We start from the raw sequence: 21,761 nt of genomic DNA, 5'->3' as shown, positions 1-21,761 counted from the left end.
GCCGAAGACCGACCATCAAATCCGCCCGGTAACTGTCCGGGACTTAGCGGAATCGCTGTCCGCGACTTAGCGGAATTGCTGTCCGGGACTTACTGAAATCGGTGTCCGGGACTTAACGAAACACGCAATCAACCCGCTGCCGAGATTGGCGCCGAGAATCAGCGGCAGGCCTGCCTCGACGGGCAGAAGCCCCTGCGCGGCGAAACCCAGGATGAGGATCAGGACCGCGACGCTCGAATGCACGATCCAGGTGAAGAGCATCGCCGCCACGAAGGCCGTCACATGGTCCTCCGCGAGATAGCCGACGATGGCGGGCAACACGTCGCTCTGTTTCAACGGCAAGGCCGCCTCGCCGATCAGCTTCAGCGACATGAGGACGAAGCCGATGCCGAGCAGCATGCGGCCGAGCTCGCGGGGCTTGTCGCTTCTGCCCTTCAGGTAAAGCAGTCCGCCGGCCGCAAGCAGGAGCGGCGACAGCCAGCCCAGGTCGAAGGAAAGAACGCGAACCACCAGCGCCGAGCCGAAATCCGCTCCCAACAGAACGGCAAGGCTGGTGTTGAGGGTAAGATAGCCGCTTGCCGAAAGACCGGAGGCGAGCATCGCCACGGCGGTCGAGCTCTGCAGCAGGACCGCAAGGACCGTGCCGCTCGCGGCGGCGTAAATGCGAGGCTTCCCTCCCCTCGCCAGCACACGCTTCAACGACGTGCCATAGGCGTTCTCGACGCCGCTGCGGACGAGATGCACCGCGTAGAGCAGCAGCACGGTCGCGCCGGCCAGATGCAGCGAGAGAGTAACGAGAGCCATCTTCAATCTCTCCGGAATATCGATCCGAGGACCGTCACTTTTCCCTTTACATAAATCAAATCGTTCGTTTCTATCGTTTTATCAGGTCAGCTTATGATTGGGAGAGGCCATGCGGTACGTCCAGCTTCGCGCGTTCCACAATGTTGCAGTTTGTGGAGGCTTCTCCCGTGCAGCAGAGGCGCTGTTCCTCACGCAGCCGGCCGTGTCGGATCAGGTCCGCAAGCTGGAAGAGGAATATGACGTGCTCCTCTTCAACCGGAACAAGAAGCAGGTGACGCTGACCCAGGCCGGTCACCAGCTGTTGGAGATCACCCGACGCATGTTCGACACCGAGCAGCAGGCGCTCGATCTGCTATCGGAATCGCGCGCATTGCGGGCCGGCACGCTTCGCATCGTCGCCGACGCCGCCCACCATCTGCTTCACATCCTTGCGGCCTTTCGTCAGAAATATCCGTCGGTTCAGATCTCGCTGAGGGCCGGCAACACGGAAACGGTCATCACCAGCCTCTATTCCTACGAAGCCGACATCGGCGTGCTCGGCGAGGTTCCCGAGAGCCGGGAGTTCGACATCGTCAAGCTGAACTCGACGCCGATCATCGCTTTCGCATCGAGCGAACATCCGATCGCCCGGCGAAGCACCGTCAGCCTCGAGGAACTCTCGGGCCAGCCGCTGGTGATGCGGGAACGCGGTTCGAAAACGCGGCAGAAGCTCGAGGATTTCGCGGCCGCCGCAGGCGTCACCCTGAAGCCGGCCATCGAAGCGGAGGGCCGGGAGGCCGTGCGGGAGATCGTCGCGGCCGGTGCCGGGGTGGGCTTCGTCTCAGCCGCGGAATTCGGCCGGGACGGACGTCTCGCGCCGATCGAGATCGTCGGCGCCGAAATGCTGATGGACGAGGCGTTGATCTGCCTGAAGGAGCGCAGCGGCGGAAAGCTCGTGCGCGCCTTCTTCGAAATTGCCCGCTCGCTGGCGGAGAGGTGAATGGAGCTGCCCGCTTCAGGCGGCGGCTCGCGGCTCCCCGGCATCCGCCCGCACGCGTTCTGACTTCGGATCGTAGGGGCACTTCAGGTGAGCGGTCGCCGGGTGGCGCTCACCGGCAAGGTCGATCTGGAACCTCCCGTTTGCGATGAACTCGCGGTCGACCCCTTCTCCATGTTCTATGAGGCCGAGCGCAACGGAACGCCCGAGCGTGTGGCCATAGGCGGCTGAGCGGACTTCGCCGACAGGTTTGCCGTCACGCAGGATGAGCTCCCCGCCCCAAAGCATCGGCTCGGGATCATCCAAGGTGAACTGCACGATGCGTCTGACGGGGGCGCCGACCTGCTTTGCCCGGATCAAAGCCTCGCGGCCGATGAATCCGCCCGGCTTGTCGAACGACACGGCGAAGGCGAGCCCCGCTTCGTGAGGATTGATGTCAGGCGTCAGTTCGCGGCTCCAGGCGCGAAAGCCTTTCTCGATACGGAGCGCCTCGAGAGCGTAATAGCCGCAATCGACGAGCCCGAGATCGCGCCCCGCCTGGTGCAATGCCTCGTAAACGCCCACGGCAAATTCACTGGGCACGATCAGTTCCCAGCCGAGTTCGCCGACATAGGTCATTCGGTTGGCGTAGGCCGTCGCATAGCCGATGTCGATCTCGCGGATGGTCGCAAAGGGAAAGCCTGCATTCGAGAGGTCAGCGGACGTGATCCGCCCGAGTATGTCGCGTGCATTCGGTCCCATCAGGGCCAGCACCGCGTAAGCCGATGTCACGTCGGTGAGGGTGACGTGGGCGTCCGGTGAGGTGTTCCTGCGGATCCAGTCGGCGTCGTGCACCGCCTGCGCGGATCCGGTGACGATGAGGAACCGGTCGACGGCGAGCCGCATCACCGTCAGGTCGCTTTCATAGCCGCCCCGTTCGTTGAGCATGCCCGTATAGACCGACCGGCCGACCTCGACATCGACGTCCGCGGCGCAGATGCGGTTGAGCGCCTTCGCTGCGTCGGGCCCCTGCACGAGAAATTTGGCAAATGAAGTTTGATCAAATATCCCGGCAGCTTGTCGCGCCGCGTTCATCTCTCGCTTTACCGCCTCATGCCAGTTCTGCCGACCGAAGGCATAGTCCGTTTCCGGTATTTGGCCTGCTTCGGCAAACCAGTTCGCGCGCTCCCAGCCCATCTTCGAGCCGAAGCATGCACCCTTGGAGGCAAGCCGGTCGTAGAGCGGCGAGCGCCGGAAGGGTCGCGCTGTGTGCAGCTCGCGGTTCGGCCATGGCATGGCATAGTGCAGTCCGAGCGTTTCCTTCACCCGGTCGTGCAGCCAGCGCGGATTGTTGTTGAAGCTCGCGAAGCGGCGAATGTCGACCGGCCAGAGATCCATTGTCGGCGCACCGTTGGCGATCCACTCGGCAAGAGACCGCCCGGCGCCGCCGGCGCTGGCGATGCCCATGGAATTGAACCCGGCGCCTACATAGAAATTCCGCAGTTCCGGTGCCTCGCCGAGAATGAAATTATTGTCCGGCGTGAAGCTCTCCGGCCCATTGTAGAATTTCCTGACCTCGGCCGTTTCGAGCTGCGGCACGCGCACCAGCGCGTTCTGCATCAGGATCTCGAACTGGTCCCAGTCATCTGCAAGCAAGGCGAATTCAAAATCGTCCGGAATGCCGTTCATGCCCCAGGGCTTGGCTTCCGGTTCGAAGCCGCCCATGACGAGACCGCCGACTTCCTCCTTAAAATAGATGTAGCCGTCCGGGTCGCGCAGCACCGGCAGGTCGGGATGCACCCCCTCGATCTTTCCGGTGACGATATACATGTGCTCGGCCGAGTGCAGAGGGACCGTCACGCCGCACATCAGCCCGACCTTGCGCGCCCACTGGCCGGCGCAATTGACGACGATTTCAGCGGCGATATTCCCCCCATCGGTCTCGACGCCACGGACCGTCCCGTCCTTAACCGTGATGCCCGTCACGCGCACGCGCTCGATAATGCGGGCGCCGCGGTTGCGCGCCCCCTTCGCCAGCGACTGGGTGAGGTCCGTCGGATTGGCCTTGCCGTCTCCGGGAAGCCAGACGGCTCCTACGAGATCGTCCATCGCCATCACCGGCCAGAGATCGGCGGCTTCCCGCGGTGAGATCACCTCGACGGCAACCCCTTGCGCCCGCGCCGATGCTGCGGTCCGCTTCAGCACGGTCATGCGATCGGTCGTGCGCGCCACGGCGAGCGAGCCGCAATTCTTCCAGCTCGTCGCAAGGCCCGTCTCCGCCTCCAGCTCGCTGTAGAGCTGCGTCGAATATCGGATGAGGCCGGTCATGTTGGCATGGCTGCGCAACTGCCCGACAAGGCCGGCCGCGTGCCAGGTGGTTCCTCCGCTGAGCTGCCCCTGCTCCAGCAGGACCACGTCGGTCCAGCCAAGCTTTGTGAGATGATAGGCGACCGAGCAGCCTATGATGCCGCCGCCGATGATGACGACCCGCGCCTGTGTTGGAAATTCCTGCGCCATGAACCGACCTCCCAATGGACTGGAGTCAGCATAGCCAGGGACTCACAAAACGCAACATAAGATGCAACAAAATGCAATATCATGCGGGGGCGACGATGACGCGGGGGCCTTTTCGCTCGAGTGCTTCCGAGATCGTCGGGGGCGGCGGCCTATCCACGATCACACCGGTCGCCTGATGAAACCCGGGTATTCGAAGGGGAGTCAGCCGCCCGAACTTCGAACTGTCGAGGACGAAGTAGGCCTTGCCCGCCATGGCGATCATGCGCGAACGCTGCTCGGCGCCGTTGCGGGTGAAGTCGGTAACCTCGCCGTCAGGAGAAAGCCCTCCCCCGCCGAGAAAGGCGATGTCCACTCGGAAGCGTCCTATTGCTTCCAGCGCGTCGAGGCCCACTGCCGCCTCCTCGGCAGGATCGATCTCGCCACCCAGCATATGCACCCGGACTTGCGGCTGGCGGCACATGTGCAGCGCGATGGCGAGGCCGGTGGTGCAGATGGTCAGATCACGCGGACCGCTCAATGCGTGCGCGACGGCCAGCGTCGTCGTGCCGGAGTCGAGAAAGACGACCATGCCGTCCTTCACCAGTTCGGCCGCCCTCCGGCCAATCGCTGCCTTCGCGGCGGCGTTTTCCCCGCTTCGCAGGACCAGCGCCGGCTCGGTCGCTTCGAACAGCGTGGCGCCCCCATGCACGACATCGAGTTGGCCGCGATCGGCGAGCAACTTCATGTCCCGGCGGATCGTTTCGCGCGAGACGTCGAAATAGGCGGCAAGCTCGGCAATGCTCACCGAACCTTCGGAAACGACGCGCCTCAATATTTCTTCGTGGCGGCGCGGCGCGAGCGCTCGGGTGTTCGGCAACTTGGACATGTGAACAATGTTGCAATATTTGCGGCCCCCCGCAAGAGACGTCACGAACGCGAAGCGTCGGGTGCAACTACAATGCAGGTGTCGGCTGAGGGAGAAGTGACACCGTAAGCCAATTGCGATGTCCCACTTGAACCCTCGAACATGGTTGGCGATGACCAAAATGGGGCCGACTGCGGACTGTCCGGTCCTGGAAAATGCCCAGCCGATAGCTGCCGTTCGGCAAGCGACCTTCATTGTCGCCGTTCGGAGTGCCGCCACCCGGCCCGATGGCGGACAGTCCGCTCCCGAGTAGCCAGCGAAAGCCGCCCTTTCCAATTACGATCCGGCGCGCTGACTTCGGCCCTGATGCTTTATCCCTTTACGTATCCTCGACCTTCAACGATCTTTCCGTCCCGAACGCGCATGATGTTTACCCCTCGAACCCGGTCCGCCGGGCTATCGCCCCAACGAAGCCGCCATCGGATGATCCCCCGATCCTCGCTGGCCCAAATCTCCTCGGCTTCGAAGACGAGGTTCGCAGAGGATGCAATCCCCTTCCAGAAGTCGAGGCAAGCTTCACGCCCTACGTAGCGTGCGCCATCCGGTGCGGGCGCCGTGTTCTCAAGGACGCAGCCCTCACCAATCAGATCATCGAGGTCTTCCGGGCGGTGCTTCTCAAACGCGTTATGGAAGCGTTTCACGATTTCGCGGGTAGTTTCGCTATCGGTGGTCATCTTTTTACCTCTTGAGATCAGGGCCTAGAAAGGCTTTTCGGACTTGTTGGTGCGATAAAGGCTTACGGCCACCTCCCGGGGTTTTCCGCGCGGACCTCCCCTCGCGACCTTGCGCCAGGCGTCTAGCGTGGCCTGATCGCGCCAGCACTCGAAGAGATTGACGCGCTCCGGATCGACCGCGTCCGCGCTTATCGAGAAGTCGACACAGCCGTCATAGGCTCTCGCGCGTTCGACCATACTCTTGAAGGCTTCCACCGAGCCGTCCCGCTTCTCAGCGTCGGTCCGGGTATAGCCGGCTATGATAATCATGAGCTTTGCTCCCTGAAACGTGGATGGGTTGCTGCTGTCACTCAGGAAGCGGCGCCGACTGGCCGGGAATTTTTGAATAACCCAGCGCCTCGACGATCAAGCCGTCCCGGACGTGCATCAGGTTGATGCCCCGGAGCGAACCCCCGGAGCCGAAGTTAAAACGCCAGCGGATGATCGCCCGGTCGCCCATTGCGATCGTGTCTTCGACGTCGAAGTGAGCAGTCCTGTCGGCGGCCAGAACCTCCCAAAACGCGAGGCAGGCGTTATAGCCTTCGTATCGCGTTCCATTGGGTGCGGGCTGAATGGACTCCATCACGCAGTCCGGGGCGATCAGGTCTTTGAGGATAGGGGGCTTGTGATCGCGGAACGCCTGGTTGAACCTGCGCATGATCTCGGCTGTCTCGATCGTTTGCATAATCTCCTCCTAGTCAGACAGGTCTGTCTAGTTGCAGTATACAGACCTGTCTGTTAGAGTCAACCGCATGAACAAAGCCATGTCGCCGACCGATTCCAAGGCAAGCGCCGCACGCCGCCGCTTGCTCGATACCGCCACTAGTCTTTTCTATACCGAGGGCATTCGTGCAGTCGGCATCGACCGCATCATCGCGGAGGCGGGCGTGGCCAAGGCGACGTTCTACAATTACTTCCCATCGAAGGATGACCTCGTCCTCGCCTATATCGAGGAGCAGGACCGGCTTGGGCGGGCGGCAGTCGCAGCGCTGCCGAAGCAGCCTCCACGGGACAGGATCGCCGCTATCATGGGGCGCATCAGCGAGGCCGTGGTCGCGGGAGGTTGGCGTGGATGCCCGTTTCTCAACGCGGCGGCCGAATATCCAGCCCCTAAAAGTCCCGTGCGGCAAGCCATTGAAGCGCGGCGCGCCTGGTATTACGGTGTCCTACGGGACCTCCTTCAGGCCGACGGCGATCCGACCCCTTCCGTTACTGCCTCGTTGCTTGTCGCCGTATCAGACGGCTTGCTCGAAGCCGCATACCTTGACGATCCGGCGGCCGTTCCCGCCCTTGTAGGCGAAGCGCTGGATAGGTTGCTGGTCCGACTTTGAGGAAGTCGGATGGGTTCAAATCTGCCGAAATTCGTGAACTGTGCGCCGGGGACTTTGCCGCCAATCAGGGGCAGCTCTCCGACTCGCCTGCCCAATAGCGGCCAGTCCGATCCAGTGACCGCAATGGGTCCTCTTGGTGTCGCAGATGCTCCCGGCACTGCGACACCCGATCCTGTGAACTATAAGAGGCGGACCGACATGCCCCCGTCAACGATCATGGGACTACCAGTCATGAACTGGGACCGATCCGAGAGAAGAAAGAGTGCGGCTTGAGCGATCTCCAAAGCCGAAGCCATTCTCTTTATGGGGTGCAGGTCAGAGACGAACTTTAAAGCTTCAGGATTACCTTCGCCACCTGCCGGGGTGACTGTCCCTCCGGGCAGCAGCGCGTTGACACGGATGCCCTCTCTGGCATGCTCAGCGGCAAGCGATTGGACAAGCCCATTCAACCCTGCCTTGGACGCGGCATAGGCTGCCATACCTGGTAGGCCGCCGTTGCTGAACCCGACGAAAGAGGACGTGAAGACAATAGAGCCGCCGCCTTGCTCCTTCAGAACTGGAACCTGCGCCTTGGCCGCCCAGAAGGCGCTGGTTAGGTTTGTCGAGATTACTCTGTTCCAGTTGTCAATGGACATGTCAGGTACCGCCACCATGTCACCCACCACGCCTGCGTTGTTGAAGGCCCCATGCAGGCTGCCGAAACGCTCCAGGGCCAACTCGGTCAGCACACCTGCATAGGCTTCATCCAGTACATCACCCGCACGGTACACGACGCTGCCGCCGCCTCTGGTGATGTCCTCGGCAACCGATTGAAGTTCATCAGATCGTCGCGCGGCCAGAACGACATTTGCCCCCTCGGATGCAAACAATCTGGCGGCGGCTGCTCCGATACCACTGCTGGCTCCGGTCACGATCAAAGTCTTGTTAGCCAGTTCCATTTTCATCTCCTGTTTATGATGCAGGAGATGGCTATTGCGCCCTCAGGCCGGTCGCCACCCGTTTCCTGTCTCAGCAGAAGTCCGCTTTGGGCCGAACACGGACGCATTGCCCGGCAACTGGCCTTGATGGCACAAGATTGTCCCCCGTCCGCGGTGCCCGTCATTGCCGTTAGGCGGATGACCTCCCCTTGGTGTCACGGCGGCCGCAATCTCGCAGTCCGCTTTTGGGGCATCAGAAGGGCCTGCATTTCGCCCTCTACATGAACCGACACCATGCACGCGATTAATTTGCGATTTGTGGTATTTTGTGGAGCCCTGAGATGGGCAGGCGCGGCGAAACTGGCGTCAGGCGGCCTGAACCACGGTCACGGCAATCATATGGAAGACGTCGGCCGCACTGCAGCCGCGCGAAAGGTCGTTGGCGGGCCGTGAAAGCCCTTGGAGGATCGGGCCTATTGCCGTCGCGCCGCCGATCCGCTGGGCGATCTTGTAGCCGATATTGGCAGCGTCGAGGTTCGGAAACACGAAGACGTTGGCCTCCCCGCGCAGCGCCGAATGCGGCGCCTTGGTCAGACAGACGGCCTCGACGAAGGCGCTGTCGAACTGCAATTCGCCGTCAATGATAAGATCGGGATCGGCGCGCCGCGCCATGCCGGTCGCCTCGACGACCTTCGAAACGCGCTCGTGAGCGGCGCTGCCGCCTGTCGAGAAGGAGAGCATCGCGACTTTTGCCCGTTCTCCGGCAAGCCTTTCAAAGGATTTGGCCGACATGCGCGCGATGTCGGCGAGACCGGCCGCGTCGGGGTCCACGACCAGTCCGCAATCGGCAAAGACGAAGGCCCCCTTCCTGGCGTGATGGGGCTCGCAAAGCATCATGAGGAAGAAACTGGAGACGAGCCCGACGCCGGGCGCCCTGCCGATCACCTGCAATGCGGCACGAACGGTGTCTGCGGTGGTTGCGACCGCGCCGCCGACAGTCCCATCGGCCATTCCTTCGCGCACCATCATCGCGGCGAAGGTCAGCGGTGACAGAACGGCGGCCCGAGCCGCGGTCTCGTCGACGCCTTTGCTCCTTCTGTGCTCCAGATAGGCGGTCGCGAAATCATCGGTAAGCGGAGAGCACGCCGGGTCCTCGATCCGGAATTCCTGCGGGATTGCGTCCAGGGCTGCGAGCCTCTGCGCAACCACCTCGCGGTTTCCGACCAGCGTAATCTCCGCCACGCCTTCCCGCCTCGCCTGCACGGCGCCGGCGACGATCCGCGGGTCCTCGCCTTCCGGAAGGACGATGTGCCGCGGCGCTTTCCTGGCGGCGTCGATGATGCGATCGAGAGGTTTCATCAGCTGTGTCCCAGATAGTACATGCCGGCGAGTATGAAGACGGCGATGAACAGCGTTTCGGCCACGACGAGGGCAACGGCATCTCCGCCAACTTCGAGGACGCGGCGCAGCGACGTCTTCATGCCGACCGCCACGATGCCCGCCAGCAGCGCCCATCTGGATATGGCCATCCCCACCTCGCTTGCGAGCACCGGCACCAGCCCGGCGGAATTGAACCCCGCGAGAACGAGGAACGCCAGGACGAAGCCCGGCACGAGCGGCGCGCGCTTTCCGATGGACGCGCCCTCCTGCGGAACGCCGCGCAGGGCGAGGGAAAAGATCAGGACCACCGGCGCCAGCATCGTCACCCGGATGAGCTTGACGAGCGTCGCGGTCTCGCCCGCCTCCGGAGAGACCGAAAAGCCGGCTCCCACCACCTGGGCGACATCATGGATCGTGCCGCCGAAAAAGATGCCGGTGGCTTGGCCGTCAAGCCCGAGATACTCGGCGACGATCGGATAGCCGATCATCGCAAGCGTGCTGAGCACGGTCACCGACAGCACGGTGAAGATCAGATTGCGCTCGGAGAATTCGTTGCGGGGCAGCACGGCGGCGATGGCCATGGCGGCCGAAGCGCCGCAAATGGCAACCGCGCCACTGGTGAGAAGGGCGAGACGCCAGCCCCGGCCAAGCAGGCGGGCGGCCAGGAGGCCGAACAGGATGGTTGCCACGATCGCCGAGACGAGCAGCAGAATGGTGCCGGCGCCGAGGCCGATCAGAAGATCGACGCTGATGCGCATGCCGAGCAGCGCCACACCGATCCTCAAGATCAGCTTTGCCGAAAGCTCGATGCCCGCGACGCAACGTCCTTCTTCCGCCAGGAAGTGGAAGGCGATCCCCAGCAGCAGCGCCATCAGCATCGCCGGCGCCCCGTAATGCTCCGACAGGAACTGGGCAGCCATGGCGACGGCGGCCGTCACCAGGAGACCCGGTCCATAGGTCGACAGGACGGCTGACAGGGATTGCTTCCGTCGCTCGGTTTTGGGGATCGCGTCCATCTTTTCTTTCCGTTGAGTGAGCTCGGCGGCGACCACCGCCGAGCGAGTCGCGAGAGCTTCTTACATAGGTCGCTGGGTGCGCATGTCGGCGCGATCGATGCCGGCCACCGCTACCGGCTTCTTCATCGCATCGCGGCGGAAGGGCTCACCGAGTTCCTGGTTGAGGATAACCTCGACGAAGGTGGTGATCCCCCTGGCCTGGTCCTCGATCGCCTTCGCAAGGGCCTCGGTGAGTGCGGCCGGCGTGTCGACCGTCACGCCCTTCAGGCCGCAGCCATCTGCAACCTTGGCGTAGCTCAGGTTCGGATTGAGCTCGGTGCCGACGAAGTTGTTGTCGTACCAGAGCGTGGTATTCCGCTTTTCCGCTCCCCACTGGTAGTTGCGGAAGATCACCATGGTGATGGCCGGCCAGCCCTCGCGACCGATCGACGTCATCTCGTTCATCGAGATGCCGAAGGCGCCGTCCCCGGCAAAGCCGACCACCGGCACGTGCGGGCAGCCGATCTTGGCGCCGACGATCGACGGGAAACCGTAGCCGCAGGGGCCGAACATGCCCGGTGCCAGATATTTCCTGCCCTGTTCGAAGCTCGGATAAGCGTTGCCGATCGCGCAGTTGTTGCCGATGTCGGTGGAGATGATCGCCTCCTTCGGAAGCACGGCCTGGATCGCCCGCCAGACCTGGCGAGGCGACATGCGATCGGGCTCGCGCTGGCGTGCGCCGACGTTCCACTCCGTGCCCGGATCGTCATCCTCATGGTCCATCGACGAGAGCTGCTGCAGCCAGGCCGAGCGCGTCTGGTGGATCAGCGCCTTCCGTTCTTCGCGGCTTGCGTCGCCGGCGGCCGGCGCAAGCTGCTGAAGAATCTGCCGCGCTACCTGCTTCGCGTCGCCGCAGATGCCGACCGTCACCTTCTTGGTCAGGCCGATCCGGTCGGCATTGATGTCCACCTGGATGATCGCCGCATCCTTCGGCCAGTAGTCGATGCCATAGCCAGGCAGCGTCGAGAAAGGATTGAGCCGTGTACCCAGGGCGAGCACGACGTCTGCCTTGCTGATCAATTCCATCGCCGCCTTCGAGCCGTTATAGCCCAAGGGTCCGACCGACAGACGGTGGCTGCCGGGAAAGGCGTCGTTGTGCTGATAGCCGCAGCACACCGGCGCATCCAGCTTCTCCGCAAGTGCCATGGATTCCTGGATGGCGTTGCCGATAACGACGCCGGCGCCGTTGAGAATGACCGGGAACTTCGCTTCCGAAAGCAGCCGCGCGGCCTGGGCGATGGCCGCGGGGCCGCCCGCCGGCCGCTCGAAGCGGACGATGCGCGGCAGATCCACGTCGATAACCTGCGTCCAGAAGTCCCGCGGGATGTTGATCTGCGCCGGTGCACAACCGCGCCATGCCTTTTCGATGACCCGGTTAAGGACCTCGGGAATGCGGCTCGGATCGCGCACTTCCTCCTGATAGCAGACCATCTCCTCGAACATAGCCATCTGGTCGACTTCCTGGAAGCCGCCCTGGCCGATGGTCTTGTTGGCGGCCTGCGGCGTGACCATGAGCAGTGGCGTATGGTTCCAGTAGGCCGTCTTCATGGCCGTGATGAAACCGGTCACGCCGGGGCCGTTCTGGCCGATCGCCATCGACATCGTGCCGGTCGCACGGCTGAAGCCGTCGGCCATCATGCCGGCATTGGTCTCGTGGGCACAGTCCCAGAACCGGATGCCCGCCTTCGGAAACAGGTCCGATACGGGCATCATCGCCGAGCCGATGATCCCGAACGCATGCTCGATGCCATGCATCTGCAGGACTTTTACAAACGCCTCTTCGGTCGTCATTTTCATGTCATGTTCCTTTCGCGTTGAGGGTAAGGCCGACCGGGCGGCTAAAGAATTTCATCCTTGAGGTAGTACCAGCGATACATGCCCCACTGGCCGAGGCGTCTGAACGGCGTGAGCAGGCCATGACTCGGCAGCGGCGACGTGAAGATCGGCAGATCGAGGGCGCCGCCCTTGCCCGCCACCATCTGGGCCATGCGGCGGCCGGCCTGTGCGGAATACATGACCCCGTTGCCGCCATAGCCCATGGCGTAGAACAGCGGCTGCTTCGGGTCGGGGCGGAAGATGCGCGGCATCATGTCGTGGCTGACATCGACCCAGCCCCACCAGGAGTAGTCGATCGTGATCCCCTTCAGGATCGGGAACTTTCGGTAGAGCCCTTCGAGCAGCCGATCGAGATGTTTGGGGTTGACCGCGTCGCGGCCGGTGATGGCGCTGCGGCTGCCGATCTGCACGCGACCGTCCGGCAACATCCGGTAGTAGTGGCGCAGCGTGCGCGTATCGGTGAGCGGGATCCGGGTCTTGAAGTTCAGTTCGGCGCGTTCTTCCTCGGTCAGCGGGCGTGTGACGATCGAGTTCGAGAGGATCGGCATCAGCCTGTGCCGCGTCAGCGTATGCAGGTCCGGCGAGGTATAGCCTGCCGTCGCAATGCAGACGGCGCGCGCACGAACGGTGCCGCCCGGCGTCGTCAGATGATAGGCTCCGTTTTTCCAGTCGCAGCCGAGAACGGGGCTTGCCGTGTGGACCCGCGCACCGAGCTTGCGCGCCAGACTGAGGTAGCCGAAGGCGAGCTTGGCCGCGTGGATGCCCATGCCGTCCGGTTCGTACATCGCCCCCCTCGCCTCCTCGTCGCGTACGAAGTCGCGGTGGACCTCATCGCGGCCGACCATGCGCGAGCGGTAGCCGAAAACCTCGTTGAGAAGCCGCGACTCGGCTTCGAGCGCCGGCAACACCTTGTCGCGGTGGGCGATATAAAGATGGCCGCCGTCCTGAGGGTCGCAGTCGATCTCGGGCGAACGGATCAGGTCCCGGAAGAGATCGAAGGCTTCGCTGATTTCGCCATGCAGCCTTTTGGCGACATCGACGCCCCAGCGCTCGATCCATTGCGAACGCTTGAGCCGGCCGGCGGAGATCTGCGCCTGACCGCCGTTGCGCGTGCTGCAGCCCCAGGCGACGCCATTGGCTTCGAGCACCGTCGCCTTGATGCCATGCTCCTGGGCCAGATGGATCGCGCAGGAGAGCCCGGTGTATCCGGAGCCGACGACAGCGACGTCGACGTCCATATCGCGTGTGACGGGTCCGTCGTCGGCAGGCGGAGTGCCGGCCGTGCCGATCCAATAGGTCGGCGCATAGTCCTTGCCGTCGCCCGGATTAGGCGCGCGGATCGGATCATAGGTCGGATCGAAGGGCTTCCGCGATGCGATCGGTCTGGCCAGTTGATGTTCCATGTCGTGATCCTGCCCTGAGGCTCTCAGTATCTCGGCTGCGGTTCGATGAGCGGCCGGTTCTTTCGGAATGCCTGCTTGCGGACGATCTTTCCGTCGCGAAGCGTGAAGAGATCGCAGCCTTCCGCGACGACGCGCGAGCCGTCCTCATTGGTGCCTGAGAACGTCCACTCGGAGACGGCGCGATCAGCGTGGACGAAGTGGCTGTGATGATCCCAATGGGCATCCCGCATTGCCGTCCATACACCTGAGAAGGCATCGGCAATCGCCGCAGCGCCGACGATGCGCTTGCCGCAGGCCTCCGGCCCGGCAACGGCGTTGAAGACGCAATCGGCGGCGAAAAAGGCCATGACGTCGTCGATGTCGTGCCTGTTGAAGGCGTCGAAAAGCTTTGCGAGATCTTCGGCAGTCATGTCGAAATTCCTTTGTTGATGCATGGGCATAGCTTCGCCGGGCGGGCGGCGCTAAGCCCGTTTGAAATGGGTTGGAAGAGGTTGTCCGGGGCGGCGCCCACTACGTCCGATTGGCTGCCGTCACACTTTGCCCTTCCAGGGAATGAGCGCCTTTTCGAGGTAGCGGATCATGAGATCGAAGGCGAAAGCGAAGACGCCGATGACGACGATGCCCATGATGACCGTATCGCTGGCGAGATATTCGGCGGCATTCAGCACCATGAAGCCGAGGCCACGATGGGCGGCCACCATTTCGGCGGCGACGAGCGTGGTCCAGCCGACGCCGATTCCGATACGCATGCCGGTGAATATCTCCGGCAGGGCAGCCTTCAGGATCACGTGCCTGATCACCTGGGCTCGCGTCGCGCCCATCGCATAGGCCGCATGGATCTGTTCCGTCGAGACCGAGCGGACACCGGCTCTGGCGGCGATCGCCATCGGCGCGAAGATCGCCAGATGGATCAGGAACACTTTCGGGAATTCGCCGATTCCGAGCCAGATGATGATCAGTGGCAGATAGGCGAGCGGCGGCAGCGGCCGGTAGAATTCGATGATCGGGTCGAAGAGACCGCGCACCACCCGGTTGACGCCCATGAGGATGCCGACGGGAACGGCCGTGACGAGTGCCAGCAGGAAAGCTCCGAGCACGCGGCCGAGACTTGACAGCGTATGCTGCGCCAAAGTGGAGTTCGAGACGCCTTCCGTAAGCGCAATCACGAACTTGTCCCAGACGGCGAGAGGCGACGGCAGGAACAGCGGCTTGATCCAGCCCATTTCGGTTACGAGCAGCCAGAGCGCGATGAACGCAAGGGCCGTGAGCAGGCTGATGTGGCCGCTCATGCCGTCGCCCGGCGCACCGTAGATCCTGCCCGGACGAACCGGTTTGCTCTTTGCGACACCCTCAAGCATGGAGGATCTCCGGGTTCCCGGACTGGCGCTCGTCGCCATAGATGATGCCGAGGATTTCTTCACGCATGTCGATGAAGTCGCGGCTGGATTTGATTGCGCGTGCATTGCCGTTCTCCAGGAAGCGTTTGTTGAAATCGAGCTCGTAGGTATGGGTGATGCGGCCCGGACGGGGCGACATCACGATCAGCCTGGAGCCGAGGAACAGCGCCTCCTCGACGCTGTGGGTGATGAAGAAGAACATCTTGTTGGTGAGTTGCCACACTTCGAGCAGCAATTCCTGGATGGTCTCGCGCGTCAGCGCGTCGAGGGCAGCCATCGGCTCGTCCATGAGCAGCATCGCCGGATCGCAGGTGAGCGCGCGGGCGATGCCGACACGCTGCTGCATGCCGCCGGAGAGGTGATAAATCATGTGCCGGTGGAAATCCTGCAGCCCGACAAGCGCGAGATTTCTGGTCGCCAGGTCCCGCCGGGTCGCCTTGTCGACACCCCTGAGCTTCAATCCGAACTCGGTATTGTCTATGACGTTAAGCCAAGGGAGCAGCGCGTGCTTCTGGAAGACGACGCCACGGTCGGCACCGGGGCCGGTGATGCGGCGGTCGCCCAGCATGATTTCCCCGGCGCTCGGCGCCATGAACCCCGCCATCAGGTTGAGAAGCGTGGTCTTGCCACATCCGGACGCACCGAGGGCGACGACGAAATCGCCGCTTTTGATTTCGAGATCCACGCCCTTGAGCGCGATGACCGCCTGGTCCGAATAGAGACCGGGATAGGTCAGACTGACATTGCTGACGTTAAGCGTTTCCATGTCGCAGGCCTTCCTGGAAAGTGCTGTGTCGAGGGTATCAGCGGCGCTCCTGACTGCGCACGGCGCGCGGGCGGGAGCGCGCGTCGTCTGCTACTTGGAGGCTTCTTTCGCATATGAGCTGTTGACGAAGGGCGCGTAGTCGTCGAGCGCGGTGTCGATCTGTTTCTGATCGACCAGAAATTTGGCGCTCGCCTCCAGCGCCCGGACAGCGCCGCCGCCAAGCCACTGATCGGAGACCTGTTCGTCGACGGTCGGGAAGGACAGGAGGTTCAAAGCCTGGACGATACCCTCGGCGTCGCCGCCGATCAGCTTGACCATGCCCTGGACCTGCGGCGAGTCAGCCTTCCAGCCGCTGCCATTCGCCTTGTAATCGGCATAGGCGTCCGCGAGCACCTTGGTGAAGGCGGCCATGAATTTGGGGTTTTGCTCGGCCCATTCCTTGTCGGCCACGAGGCCGTCGAAGGTCGGTACGCTCGCCGCGCCGATCGCCTCGGAATCGGAGATGACCTTGCCGCTCTTCAGGAGTTCCGACAGCGCCGGTGGCCAGACATAGGCGGCATCGATATCGCCGCGCTGCCAGGCTGCGACGATCTGCGGCGGCTTCATGTTGAGGATGTTCACTTCCCGCGGATCGGTTTTCCAGACCTGTTCGAGGCCGACCAGCAGGTGGAAGTGCGAAGTCGAGACGAAGGGAACGCCGACATTCTTCCCTTTCAGGTCTTCCGGCTTTTCGATGCCGGATCCTTCTCGGGCGACGAGCGCTTCCGACTTGCCGATATTGTCCAGTATCCAGAAGAGTTCGAGCCCGACGCCGCGGGTCGCCGCGGCTGTCGTGCCGGTCGAACCGATGACGCCGATCGGCACGTTTCCGGAAGCGAGGGCGGTCGAAATGTCACCGCCGGAACTGAACTGGCGCCAATCGATCGTATAGCCGGCTTCCTTCGCTGCGGCATCGAAACGACCGTCGGCGATCGCCGAGATGAACGGGCCGACGATCTGCTGGTAGCCCACGACGACGCTGGTTTCCGCCTGGGCGGCGAAGGAGGTGAGGACACCGGCGGCGATCGCCACGGCTCCGGATAAGTGCTTGAAACTTCTAAGGTGGATCATGTCGTTACCCTCTTGGTTATGTCGCCCCGCTTTTTGCGGGGTCGCGCCGTACATTGAATGACGGTCTTTGCTTGCCGAATAGAAATATGCCCACGTCCCGGATTGCCTTATATCCAGATAGGAAGTTAGATGAGTCCAGTTGGAGGAGGTGAACAATGGCGGGCTCGACGGTCTCGGAAACGATCTTCTTCCTCGACCGGGCCAGCCAAACGGGCCTGCAGGCGCAGATCCGTGAAACGATCGTTTCGGCCGTATTGTCGGGCCGCCTGGCGCCGGGCGCCCAATTGCCCTCCAGCCGCAAGCTTGCGGCCTATCTGAATATTTCGCGGATCACCGTAACGCTCGCCTATCAGGAACTCGCTTCCCAAGGCTATGTGGAGGCGGCGAACCGGAGCGGCTACCGTGTCGCCGGCAAACCCCCGACGACAGCAATCGCGATGCAGGCCGCCCATGCTGCGGCCGATGCGATCGACTGGTCGGCCAAGTTGCGCTCGACCTTCATCGTGGCCAAGCAGATGCGTAAGCCCCTCGACTGGCGAGCCTATCCCTACCCGTTCCTATACGGTCAGATGGACCCGTCACTGTTCGATCTCACGGCCTGGCGCGACTGCGCGCGACGGGCGCTGGCGCGCGAGGATTTCGAGCTGATGGCGGGCGACTTCGCGGCGGCGGACGACATCCAGCTCGTCAACTATATCTGTTCGCGCACCTTGCCGGGCCGCGGCATCCGTGCGAACCCCGACGAGATCCTGGTGACGGTGGGCGCGCAGAACGCCCTCTGGATCGTCATCCAGCTCCTGTTGCGTCAGGGCGCCCATGCGGTCTGCGAGAACCCCTGCCATCCCGACATGAGTGCATCGCTTCGCTTGAGCGGCGCCGGGATCACCTTCGTCGATGTGGACAGGGACGGCCTGCCGCCCGCCGCGCTTCCGCAAGAGGTCGATGCCGTGTTCGTCACGCCCAGCCATCATTCGCCGACCGGCGCGACGATGCCGATCGAGCGGCGGGCGGCCTTGCTCGAGGCGGCCGCCTCCAAGGACTTCATAATCGTCGAGGACGATTACGAGTTCGAGATGAGCTTTCTGGCGCCCCCTTCCCCTGCCCTCAAGGCCTTCGACCGCAGCGGGCGGGTCTTCTACATCGGCAGTTTCTCCAAATCGCTGTTTCCCGGCCTGCGTCTCGGCTATCTGGTGGCACCGGCTGCCGTGATCCGGGAGGCGCGGGCACTACGGGCGCTGATGTTGCGGCATCCGCCGGGACACCTCCAGAGAACGGCCGCCTATTTCCTGGCGCTCGGCCACTATGATGCCGTGCTGCACCGGATGCGCGAGGAGTATCATCGCCGCCACATCATCATGGACGCCGCCCTCCGGGATGCCGGATTGAAGATTGCAGGATCTGCGGCTTTCGGCGGCACGTCCTTCTGGATCGAGGGGCCGGAAGGTCTCGATGCGGACCTGCTGATGAACGCTTTGCGCAAGGACGGCGTGCTGATCGAATCCGGATCCCCCTTCTTCCCGCAGGACGACGGACCGTGCCGCTTCTTCCGCATGGGCTACTCGTCGATTGCACGCAACCGCATAGCCGACGGCGTGGCTCTGACCGCGGCGCGGATCGGGGAGCGGGGGTAGGATGAATCTTGCAGCTTCGGGTGGCAGCGGCGGGCAGTAGCGATCTGCGCATGGGCATTCACCGTGTCAACTTTGGCAGACGTGGGGAGTTGCCATTGGTGAGGGTGAAAAGGGGCCGACTGCTGCTGTCCGGTCCTGGAATATGCCCAGCCGATAGCTGCCGTTCGGCAAGCGACCCATTTCGGCCGTTTATGATGGGAGGCAAGGGCGCTTAAAGCGGACCTTGCACGTCGCTGTTATCTTGATCATCTTCGCGACACAGTTGACAATTTTTGGGAAAATGCCGCTCTTGTCTTGCCTCTCGCACTCACATCGGAGGCAAATCCATGAAGCATGTTCCCTATGTCGGCTCTGGCCCATACTGCTACGCTAATTCGTTCGCGATGATGTTCGGAGGGGATGCGCCGTCAACAGCGGCCATCGAGTTCGCGACCAGCAGCCCCTTCGGTATGCAGCTCGTGGGTGGCGCGCTGCCGTTCTTCGATCCCTATGGATGGACACCCGAAGCCGGTTTCAACGACGCCCTCGACGCGATGGGCTGGACTTCGGCCGTCACCAAGGGCGGCAGCGCGGAGGATGCGCTTGCCCGGCTCAAATCGGCGCTCTCCGACGGCCCGGTCTGGGTTGGCCCGGTGGAGATGGGCTATCTTCGGCACCAGCCCGGCATGGATGGTCCCATAGGAGCGGACCACTATGTTATCGTGCTTGCCGTTGATAACAGACAAGTGCGGATGCACGACCCGCAAGGCTATCCCTTCGCATCCCTGCCGCTGGATAATTTTTTAACCGCGTGGCGGGCGGAAACCCTAGACTATGGGGAGCCCTATACCATGCGGACCCATTTTCGCCGTGTGCGTGAGGTTGGGGAGGATGACATAATCCGGGCTTCGCTGCCCGCTGCGATGCGGTGGCTGTCGATGGAACACGCGCAGCACTTGCCAGAGGGCACCGTTGGCAATGATGAAGCCGCCGAGCTGCTGGCAAGCATGATCGAGAACGGGTGCAGCGAAGATCTACGTGGGCACCTGATCCACTTCGCCGTGCGCGTGGGCGCAAGGCGGCTTGCCGATGCGGCAAAATGCCTTGCCCGTGTCGGTCGAGCTGACGCGGCTCAAATAGCCTCTGACCAAGCAGTTTTGATTGGCTCGCTGCAATACCCATTGGCGGTTGGGCGTGATGCAGAGGCGGCCGCCATCTTGCGAAAGCTCGCCCCGACGTACCCCCGTTTTCTATCCGCGCTTCAAGGCATGTCGCAGAAATCCTAAGTTTCGCGTCAAAATCGCCGGCGCTCTCAGGAATTTCCGTCGCAAAAGTCAGGTGCCAAATTCGGTCCCCGCGTGACCGATTTCTGCGACACCGAATGGTCGCTTTATCCACTGCCAGTCTTAAGGCGGCCGTTCGGCTTCCTACCCAGGACTTGCAGAACGGCAACGTACGCTGTGACCTGAAGCGGTCATCCAATTTGGTGACCGCTCAGATGTCAAATTTCGGTTCGCGCTGCCAAGAGCAGTGCGTCCTCGACATCGACGCCAAGGTAGCGAACGGTGTTCTCGATCTTGGAGTGGCCAAGCAGGATCTGGATGGCGCGGAGATTTCCTGTCGCTTTGTAGATCATCGATGCCTTCGTGCGTCGAAGCGAATGCGTGCCATACTCCTCTGGAGGCAGACCAATCGCGGTGACCCATTCGTCTACCAGGCGGGCGTATTGCCGCGTGCTCATGTGGTGGGCGTGATTGATCCGGCTCGGGAATGCATAGTCGTCGACCGTGCCACCACGCCTTTCAAGCCAAGCCAGAAGGCTGGCTCTGACGTCGCTGGTGATCTCAAACTGGACTGGCCGACCCGTCATTTGCTGAACAACGATCGCACGGGTCCGAATTTCCGCCGGCGACCAGATCGCGGATCCTGATCTTTATCAGGTCGCAGCCGCGAAGCTTGCTTTCGATTGCCAGATCGAACAAGGCGCGGTCACGAACACGTCCCTCGCGATCGAGGAAGAAGCGAACAGCTCAGATTTGCTTCTGTGTGAGCGGACGCTTGGTTCCCACCTTCTTTCCTGTGTTCCAAGCGGCGCGTTCACGGCTGGCATCATCGTATTGAGAGTGGCCCATGTGAGTTCTGCTCGGCCTTGATTGGCCGATGGAGAGCCGGGAAACACCAGCTTAGCAGCTCGGGGGGCCGGAGGCGGACCTTCTGCTTCTAAGGCGGTTGTGAGAGAAGCAGATATCCGAGGCGCGGTGTGAGGTCTGAGACTCGGCCCGAAGCCGTTGTTAAAGCTTCCTGAGGCCGACGCGACACCGACGTTACCCTGCTGTCACGCCGGCATCCCACCGATATAGCGCATCGGGCATCTTCTCCTGACAGTCGGTTCCGTCCGTCTCACGAATCCTGACGAACCCGTTTCGCTCGTAGAAGGCGATCGCATCAACATTCGCCTGGAAAACCCAGAGCTGAAGATGGTCGAAATGGTCCTGCGCCTTCGCAATCAGCTTCCGGCCGATCCCGCGGCCCGTATAGCCAGGCAGGAGGTAAAGATGTTCCACCCAACCTTGCTGGAAGGCGCAGAAGCCGACGACCAACTGCTGTTCGTCAGCCACCCACACATCGCAGTCTTGGAACACGATGTTGCGGAAGTAGGCCTTGTCTTCCTCAAAGGTGTGCAGATCTGGCAAGTAGGGGAGAAAGGCTTGGCGCGACCTCCGGAATACAGATGCCACAACCTCTGGTTCAGTAGATCTAGCCCGACGAATCTTGATGCTGCACGGATCTGAACTCATCGCTTATGAATTTGCCTTCGGTCTGGATGGGCGATCGACCCTGTGAGAATCGCGCTATCGATGTTCAAGTCAGTGTCGATGGTTTAGGGAGCATTCATCGACGCCAGCAGAGCCGCCATGGCTGAAACCTCTTCGGGCAGTCCGAACCGCCCTGGCGGCCTGTCGGCAGTAAGCGCCTCCTTGCGCCTGCCCGGGGCATCGGCGAAGAACTCCTGCTCGTTATCCAATCCGGCCCGGTCTCCCGTCCAAGGTCACGACGCCAGAC

Annotated in this window: 20 protein-coding genes and 2 pseudogenes; 4 read left to right on the top strand and 18 right to left on the bottom strand. The window is 62.5% G+C overall.

Annotated features, from left to right (window positions below):
• Nucleotides 1-114 precede the first annotated feature (114 nt).
• Nucleotides 115-804 (bottom strand): annotated as a pseudogene (locus tag CN933_RS24015) (Na/Pi cotransporter family protein); the annotation flags it as partial.
• Between the two features lie 109 nt (nucleotides 805-913).
• On the opposite strand from CN933_RS24015, the gene CN933_RS24010 reads away from it, so the two are divergent.
• On the top strand, nucleotides 914-1,783 hold the full coding sequence (locus CN933_RS24010; protein WP_018098764.1) for a LysR family transcriptional regulator: 870 nt from the start codon (nucleotides 914-916) through the stop codon (nucleotides 1,781-1,783).
• Nucleotides 1,784-1,798: 15 nt separating this feature from the next.
• Here the strand turns inward: CN933_RS24010 and CN933_RS24005 are convergent, their stop codons facing one another.
• From CN933_RS24005 to CN933_RS23985, 5 genes are all read right to left on the bottom strand, one after another.
• Nucleotides 1,799-4,276, bottom strand: a complete 2,478-nt coding sequence (locus CN933_RS24005; protein ID WP_102762619.1) for a GcvT family protein — start codon at nucleotides 4,274-4,276, stop codon at nucleotides 1,799-1,801.
• Nucleotides 4,277-4,355: 79 nt separating this feature from the next.
• On the bottom strand, nucleotides 4,356-5,141 hold the full coding sequence (locus CN933_RS24000; RefSeq protein ID WP_102762618.1) for a DeoR/GlpR family DNA-binding transcription regulator: 786 nt from the start codon (nucleotides 5,139-5,141) through the stop codon (nucleotides 4,356-4,358).
• Between the two features lie 350 nt (nucleotides 5,142-5,491).
• Entirely contained in the window at nucleotides 5,492-5,854 is a 363-nt protein-coding gene (locus tag CN933_RS23995) for a nuclear transport factor 2 family protein (protein ID WP_102762617.1), read from the bottom strand.
• 24 nt (nucleotides 5,855-5,878) lie between these two features.
• On the bottom strand, nucleotides 5,879-6,163 hold the full coding sequence (locus CN933_RS23990; RefSeq protein ID WP_018098768.1) for a putative quinol monooxygenase: 285 nt from the start codon (nucleotides 6,161-6,163) through the stop codon (nucleotides 5,879-5,881).
• 37 nt (nucleotides 6,164-6,200) lie between these two features.
• Nucleotides 6,201-6,578 carry a nuclear transport factor 2 family protein gene (locus CN933_RS23985; RefSeq protein ID WP_102762616.1) on the bottom strand — a complete coding sequence of 126 codons (378 nt, stop codon included), beginning with the start codon at nucleotides 6,576-6,578 and terminating at the stop codon, nucleotides 6,201-6,203.
• Nucleotides 6,579-6,645: 67 nt separating this feature from the next.
• On the opposite strand from CN933_RS23985, the gene CN933_RS23980 reads away from it, so the two are divergent.
• Nucleotides 6,646-7,224, top strand: coding sequence for a TetR/AcrR family transcriptional regulator (locus tag CN933_RS23980; RefSeq protein WP_050563215.1), 579 nt, complete (start codon nucleotides 6,646-6,648; stop codon nucleotides 7,222-7,224).
• Between the two features lie 179 nt (nucleotides 7,225-7,403).
• On the opposite strand, the gene CN933_RS23975 is transcribed toward CN933_RS23980, so the two are convergent.
• The 9 genes from CN933_RS23975 to tauA all read right to left on the bottom strand — a co-directional run bounded on the left by CN933_RS23975 (nucleotide 7,404) and on the right by tauA (nucleotide 17,088).
• Complete coding sequence (locus CN933_RS23975; RefSeq protein WP_102762615.1) at nucleotides 7,404-8,162, bottom strand: SDR family oxidoreductase; 759 nt, start codon at nucleotides 8,160-8,162, stop codon at nucleotides 7,404-7,406.
• 345 nt (nucleotides 8,163-8,507) lie between these two features.
• Complete coding sequence (gene pta / locus CN933_RS23970; RefSeq protein WP_102762614.1) at nucleotides 8,508-9,500, bottom strand: phosphate acetyltransferase; 993 nt, start codon at nucleotides 9,498-9,500, stop codon at nucleotides 8,508-8,510.
• Entirely contained in the window at nucleotides 9,500-10,537 is a 1,038-nt protein-coding gene (locus CN933_RS23965) for a YeiH family protein (RefSeq protein ID WP_102762613.1), read from the bottom strand. The genes pta and CN933_RS23965 overlap by 1 nt, the downstream gene beginning before the upstream one ends.
• 60 nt (nucleotides 10,538-10,597) lie before the next feature.
• A complete protein-coding gene (gene xsc / locus CN933_RS23960; RefSeq protein ID WP_102762612.1) occupies nucleotides 10,598-12,373 on the bottom strand; it encodes a sulfoacetaldehyde acetyltransferase in 1,776 nt (591 codons plus the stop codon).
• A 41-nt stretch (nucleotides 12,374-12,414) separates the two neighbouring features.
• Nucleotides 12,415-13,815 (bottom strand): NAD(P)/FAD-dependent oxidoreductase, encoded by a 1,401-nt coding sequence (locus CN933_RS23955; protein ID WP_102762611.1) that lies wholly within the window; start codon nucleotides 13,813-13,815, stop codon nucleotides 12,415-12,417.
• Nucleotides 13,816-13,838: 23 nt separating this feature from the next.
• Complete coding sequence (locus CN933_RS23950; protein WP_102762634.1) at nucleotides 13,839-14,225, bottom strand: nuclear transport factor 2 family protein; 387 nt, start codon at nucleotides 14,223-14,225, stop codon at nucleotides 13,839-13,841.
• A 120-nt stretch (nucleotides 14,226-14,345) separates the two neighbouring features.
• Entirely contained in the window at nucleotides 14,346-15,173 is an 828-nt protein-coding gene (locus CN933_RS23945; protein ID WP_102762610.1) for an ABC transporter permease subunit, read from the bottom strand.
• Nucleotides 15,166-15,978, bottom strand: coding sequence for a taurine ABC transporter ATP-binding protein (locus tag CN933_RS23940; RefSeq protein WP_102762609.1), 813 nt, complete (start codon nucleotides 15,976-15,978; stop codon nucleotides 15,166-15,168). The genes CN933_RS23945 and CN933_RS23940 overlap by 8 nt, the downstream gene beginning before the upstream one ends.
• 90 nt (nucleotides 15,979-16,068) lie before the next feature.
• The gene (tauA, locus tag CN933_RS23935; RefSeq protein ID WP_100670279.1) at nucleotides 16,069-17,088 is read right to left on the bottom strand and encodes a taurine ABC transporter substrate-binding protein; all 1,020 of its coding nucleotides are present in this window, start codon (nucleotides 17,086-17,088) and stop codon (nucleotides 16,069-16,071) included.
• 155 nt (nucleotides 17,089-17,243) lie between these two features.
• Between tauA and pdxR the strand changes: the two genes are divergently transcribed.
• Nucleotides 17,244-18,719 carry a MocR-like pyridoxine biosynthesis transcription factor PdxR gene (gene pdxR, locus CN933_RS23930; protein WP_102762608.1) on the top strand — a complete coding sequence of 492 codons (1,476 nt, stop codon included), beginning with the start codon at nucleotides 17,244-17,246 and terminating at the stop codon, nucleotides 18,717-18,719.
• Between the two features lie 326 nt (nucleotides 18,720-19,045).
• Complete coding sequence (locus tag CN933_RS23925; RefSeq protein ID WP_102762607.1) at nucleotides 19,046-19,984, top strand: YobF C-terminal domain-containing protein; 939 nt, start codon at nucleotides 19,046-19,048, stop codon at nucleotides 19,982-19,984.
• Between the two features lie 215 nt (nucleotides 19,985-20,199).
• Here CN933_RS23925 and CN933_RS23920 read toward each other — a convergent pair.
• The 3 genes and pseudogenes from CN933_RS23920 to CN933_RS31615 form a co-directional block, all read right to left on the bottom strand.
• Nucleotides 20,200-20,830, bottom strand: a pseudogene (locus CN933_RS23920) (tyrosine-type recombinase/integrase).
• A 192-nt stretch (nucleotides 20,831-21,022) separates the two neighbouring features.
• Entirely contained in the window at nucleotides 21,023-21,496 is a 474-nt protein-coding gene (locus CN933_RS23915; RefSeq protein ID WP_245425144.1) for a GNAT family N-acetyltransferase, read from the bottom strand.
• Nucleotides 21,497-21,579: 83 nt separating this feature from the next.
• Nucleotides 21,580-21,723, bottom strand: coding sequence for a hypothetical protein (locus CN933_RS31615; RefSeq protein ID WP_180980796.1), 144 nt, complete (start codon nucleotides 21,721-21,723; stop codon nucleotides 21,580-21,582).
• Between the last annotated feature and the right edge of the window lie 38 nt (nucleotides 21,724-21,761).

The sequence above is a fragment of the Sinorhizobium sp. M4_45 genome, assembly GCF_002885915.1.
In the GTDB taxonomy this organism is placed as follows: domain Bacteria; phylum Pseudomonadota; class Alphaproteobacteria; order Rhizobiales; family Rhizobiaceae; genus Sinorhizobium; species Sinorhizobium meliloti_A.
This window is presented reverse-complemented; position numbering and strand designations above follow the sequence as displayed.

Coding starts and splice junctions, on each gene's coding strand:
- CN933_RS24010 (WP_018098764.1), top strand. CDS start 914: ATGCGGTACGTCCAGCTTCGCGCGTTCCACAATGTTGCAGTTTGTGGA.
- CN933_RS24005 (WP_102762619.1), bottom strand. CDS start 4,276: ATGGCGCAGGAATTTCCAACACAGGCGCGGGTCGTCATCATCGGCGGC.
- CN933_RS24000 (WP_102762618.1), bottom strand. CDS start 5,141: ATGTCCAAGTTGCCGAACACCCGAGCGCTCGCGCCGCGCCGCCACGAA.
- CN933_RS23995 (WP_102762617.1), bottom strand. CDS start 5,854: ATGACCACCGATAGCGAAACTACCCGCGAAATCGTGAAACGCTTCCAT.
- CN933_RS23990 (WP_018098768.1), bottom strand. CDS start 6,163: ATGATTATCATAGCCGGCTATACCCGGACCGACGCTGAGAAGCGGGAC.
- CN933_RS23985 (WP_102762616.1), bottom strand. CDS start 6,578: ATGCAAACGATCGAGACAGCCGAGATCATGCGCAGGTTCAACCAGGCG.
- CN933_RS23980 (WP_050563215.1), top strand. CDS start 6,646: ATGAACAAAGCCATGTCGCCGACCGATTCCAAGGCAAGCGCCGCACGC.
- CN933_RS23975 (WP_102762615.1), bottom strand. CDS start 8,162: ATGGAACTGGCTAACAAGACTTTGATCGTGACCGGAGCCAGCAGTGGT.
- pta (WP_102762614.1), bottom strand. CDS start 9,500: ATGAAACCTCTCGATCGCATCATCGACGCCGCCAGGAAAGCGCCGCGG.
- CN933_RS23965 (WP_102762613.1), bottom strand. CDS start 10,537: ATGGACGCGATCCCCAAAACCGAGCGACGGAAGCAATCCCTGTCAGCC.
- xsc (WP_102762612.1), bottom strand. CDS start 12,373: ATGAAAATGACGACCGAAGAGGCGTTTGTAAAAGTCCTGCAGATGCAT.
- CN933_RS23955 (WP_102762611.1), bottom strand. CDS start 13,815: ATGGAACATCAACTGGCCAGACCGATCGCATCGCGGAAGCCCTTCGAT.
- CN933_RS23950 (WP_102762634.1), bottom strand. CDS start 14,225: ATGACTGCCGAAGATCTCGCAAAGCTTTTCGACGCCTTCAACAGGCAC.
- CN933_RS23945 (WP_102762610.1), bottom strand. CDS start 15,173: ATGCTTGAGGGTGTCGCAAAGAGCAAACCGGTTCGTCCGGGCAGGATC.
- CN933_RS23940 (WP_102762609.1), bottom strand. CDS start 15,978: ATGGAAACGCTTAACGTCAGCAATGTCAGTCTGACCTATCCCGGTCTC.
- tauA (WP_100670279.1), bottom strand. CDS start 17,088: ATGATCCACCTTAGAAGTTTCAAGCACTTATCCGGAGCCGTGGCGATC.
- pdxR (WP_102762608.1), top strand. CDS start 17,244: ATGGCGGGCTCGACGGTCTCGGAAACGATCTTCTTCCTCGACCGGGCC.
- CN933_RS23925 (WP_102762607.1), top strand. CDS start 19,046: ATGAAGCATGTTCCCTATGTCGGCTCTGGCCCATACTGCTACGCTAAT.
- CN933_RS23915 (WP_245425144.1), bottom strand. CDS start 21,496: ATGAGTTCAGATCCGTGCAGCATCAAGATTCGTCGGGCTAGATCTACT.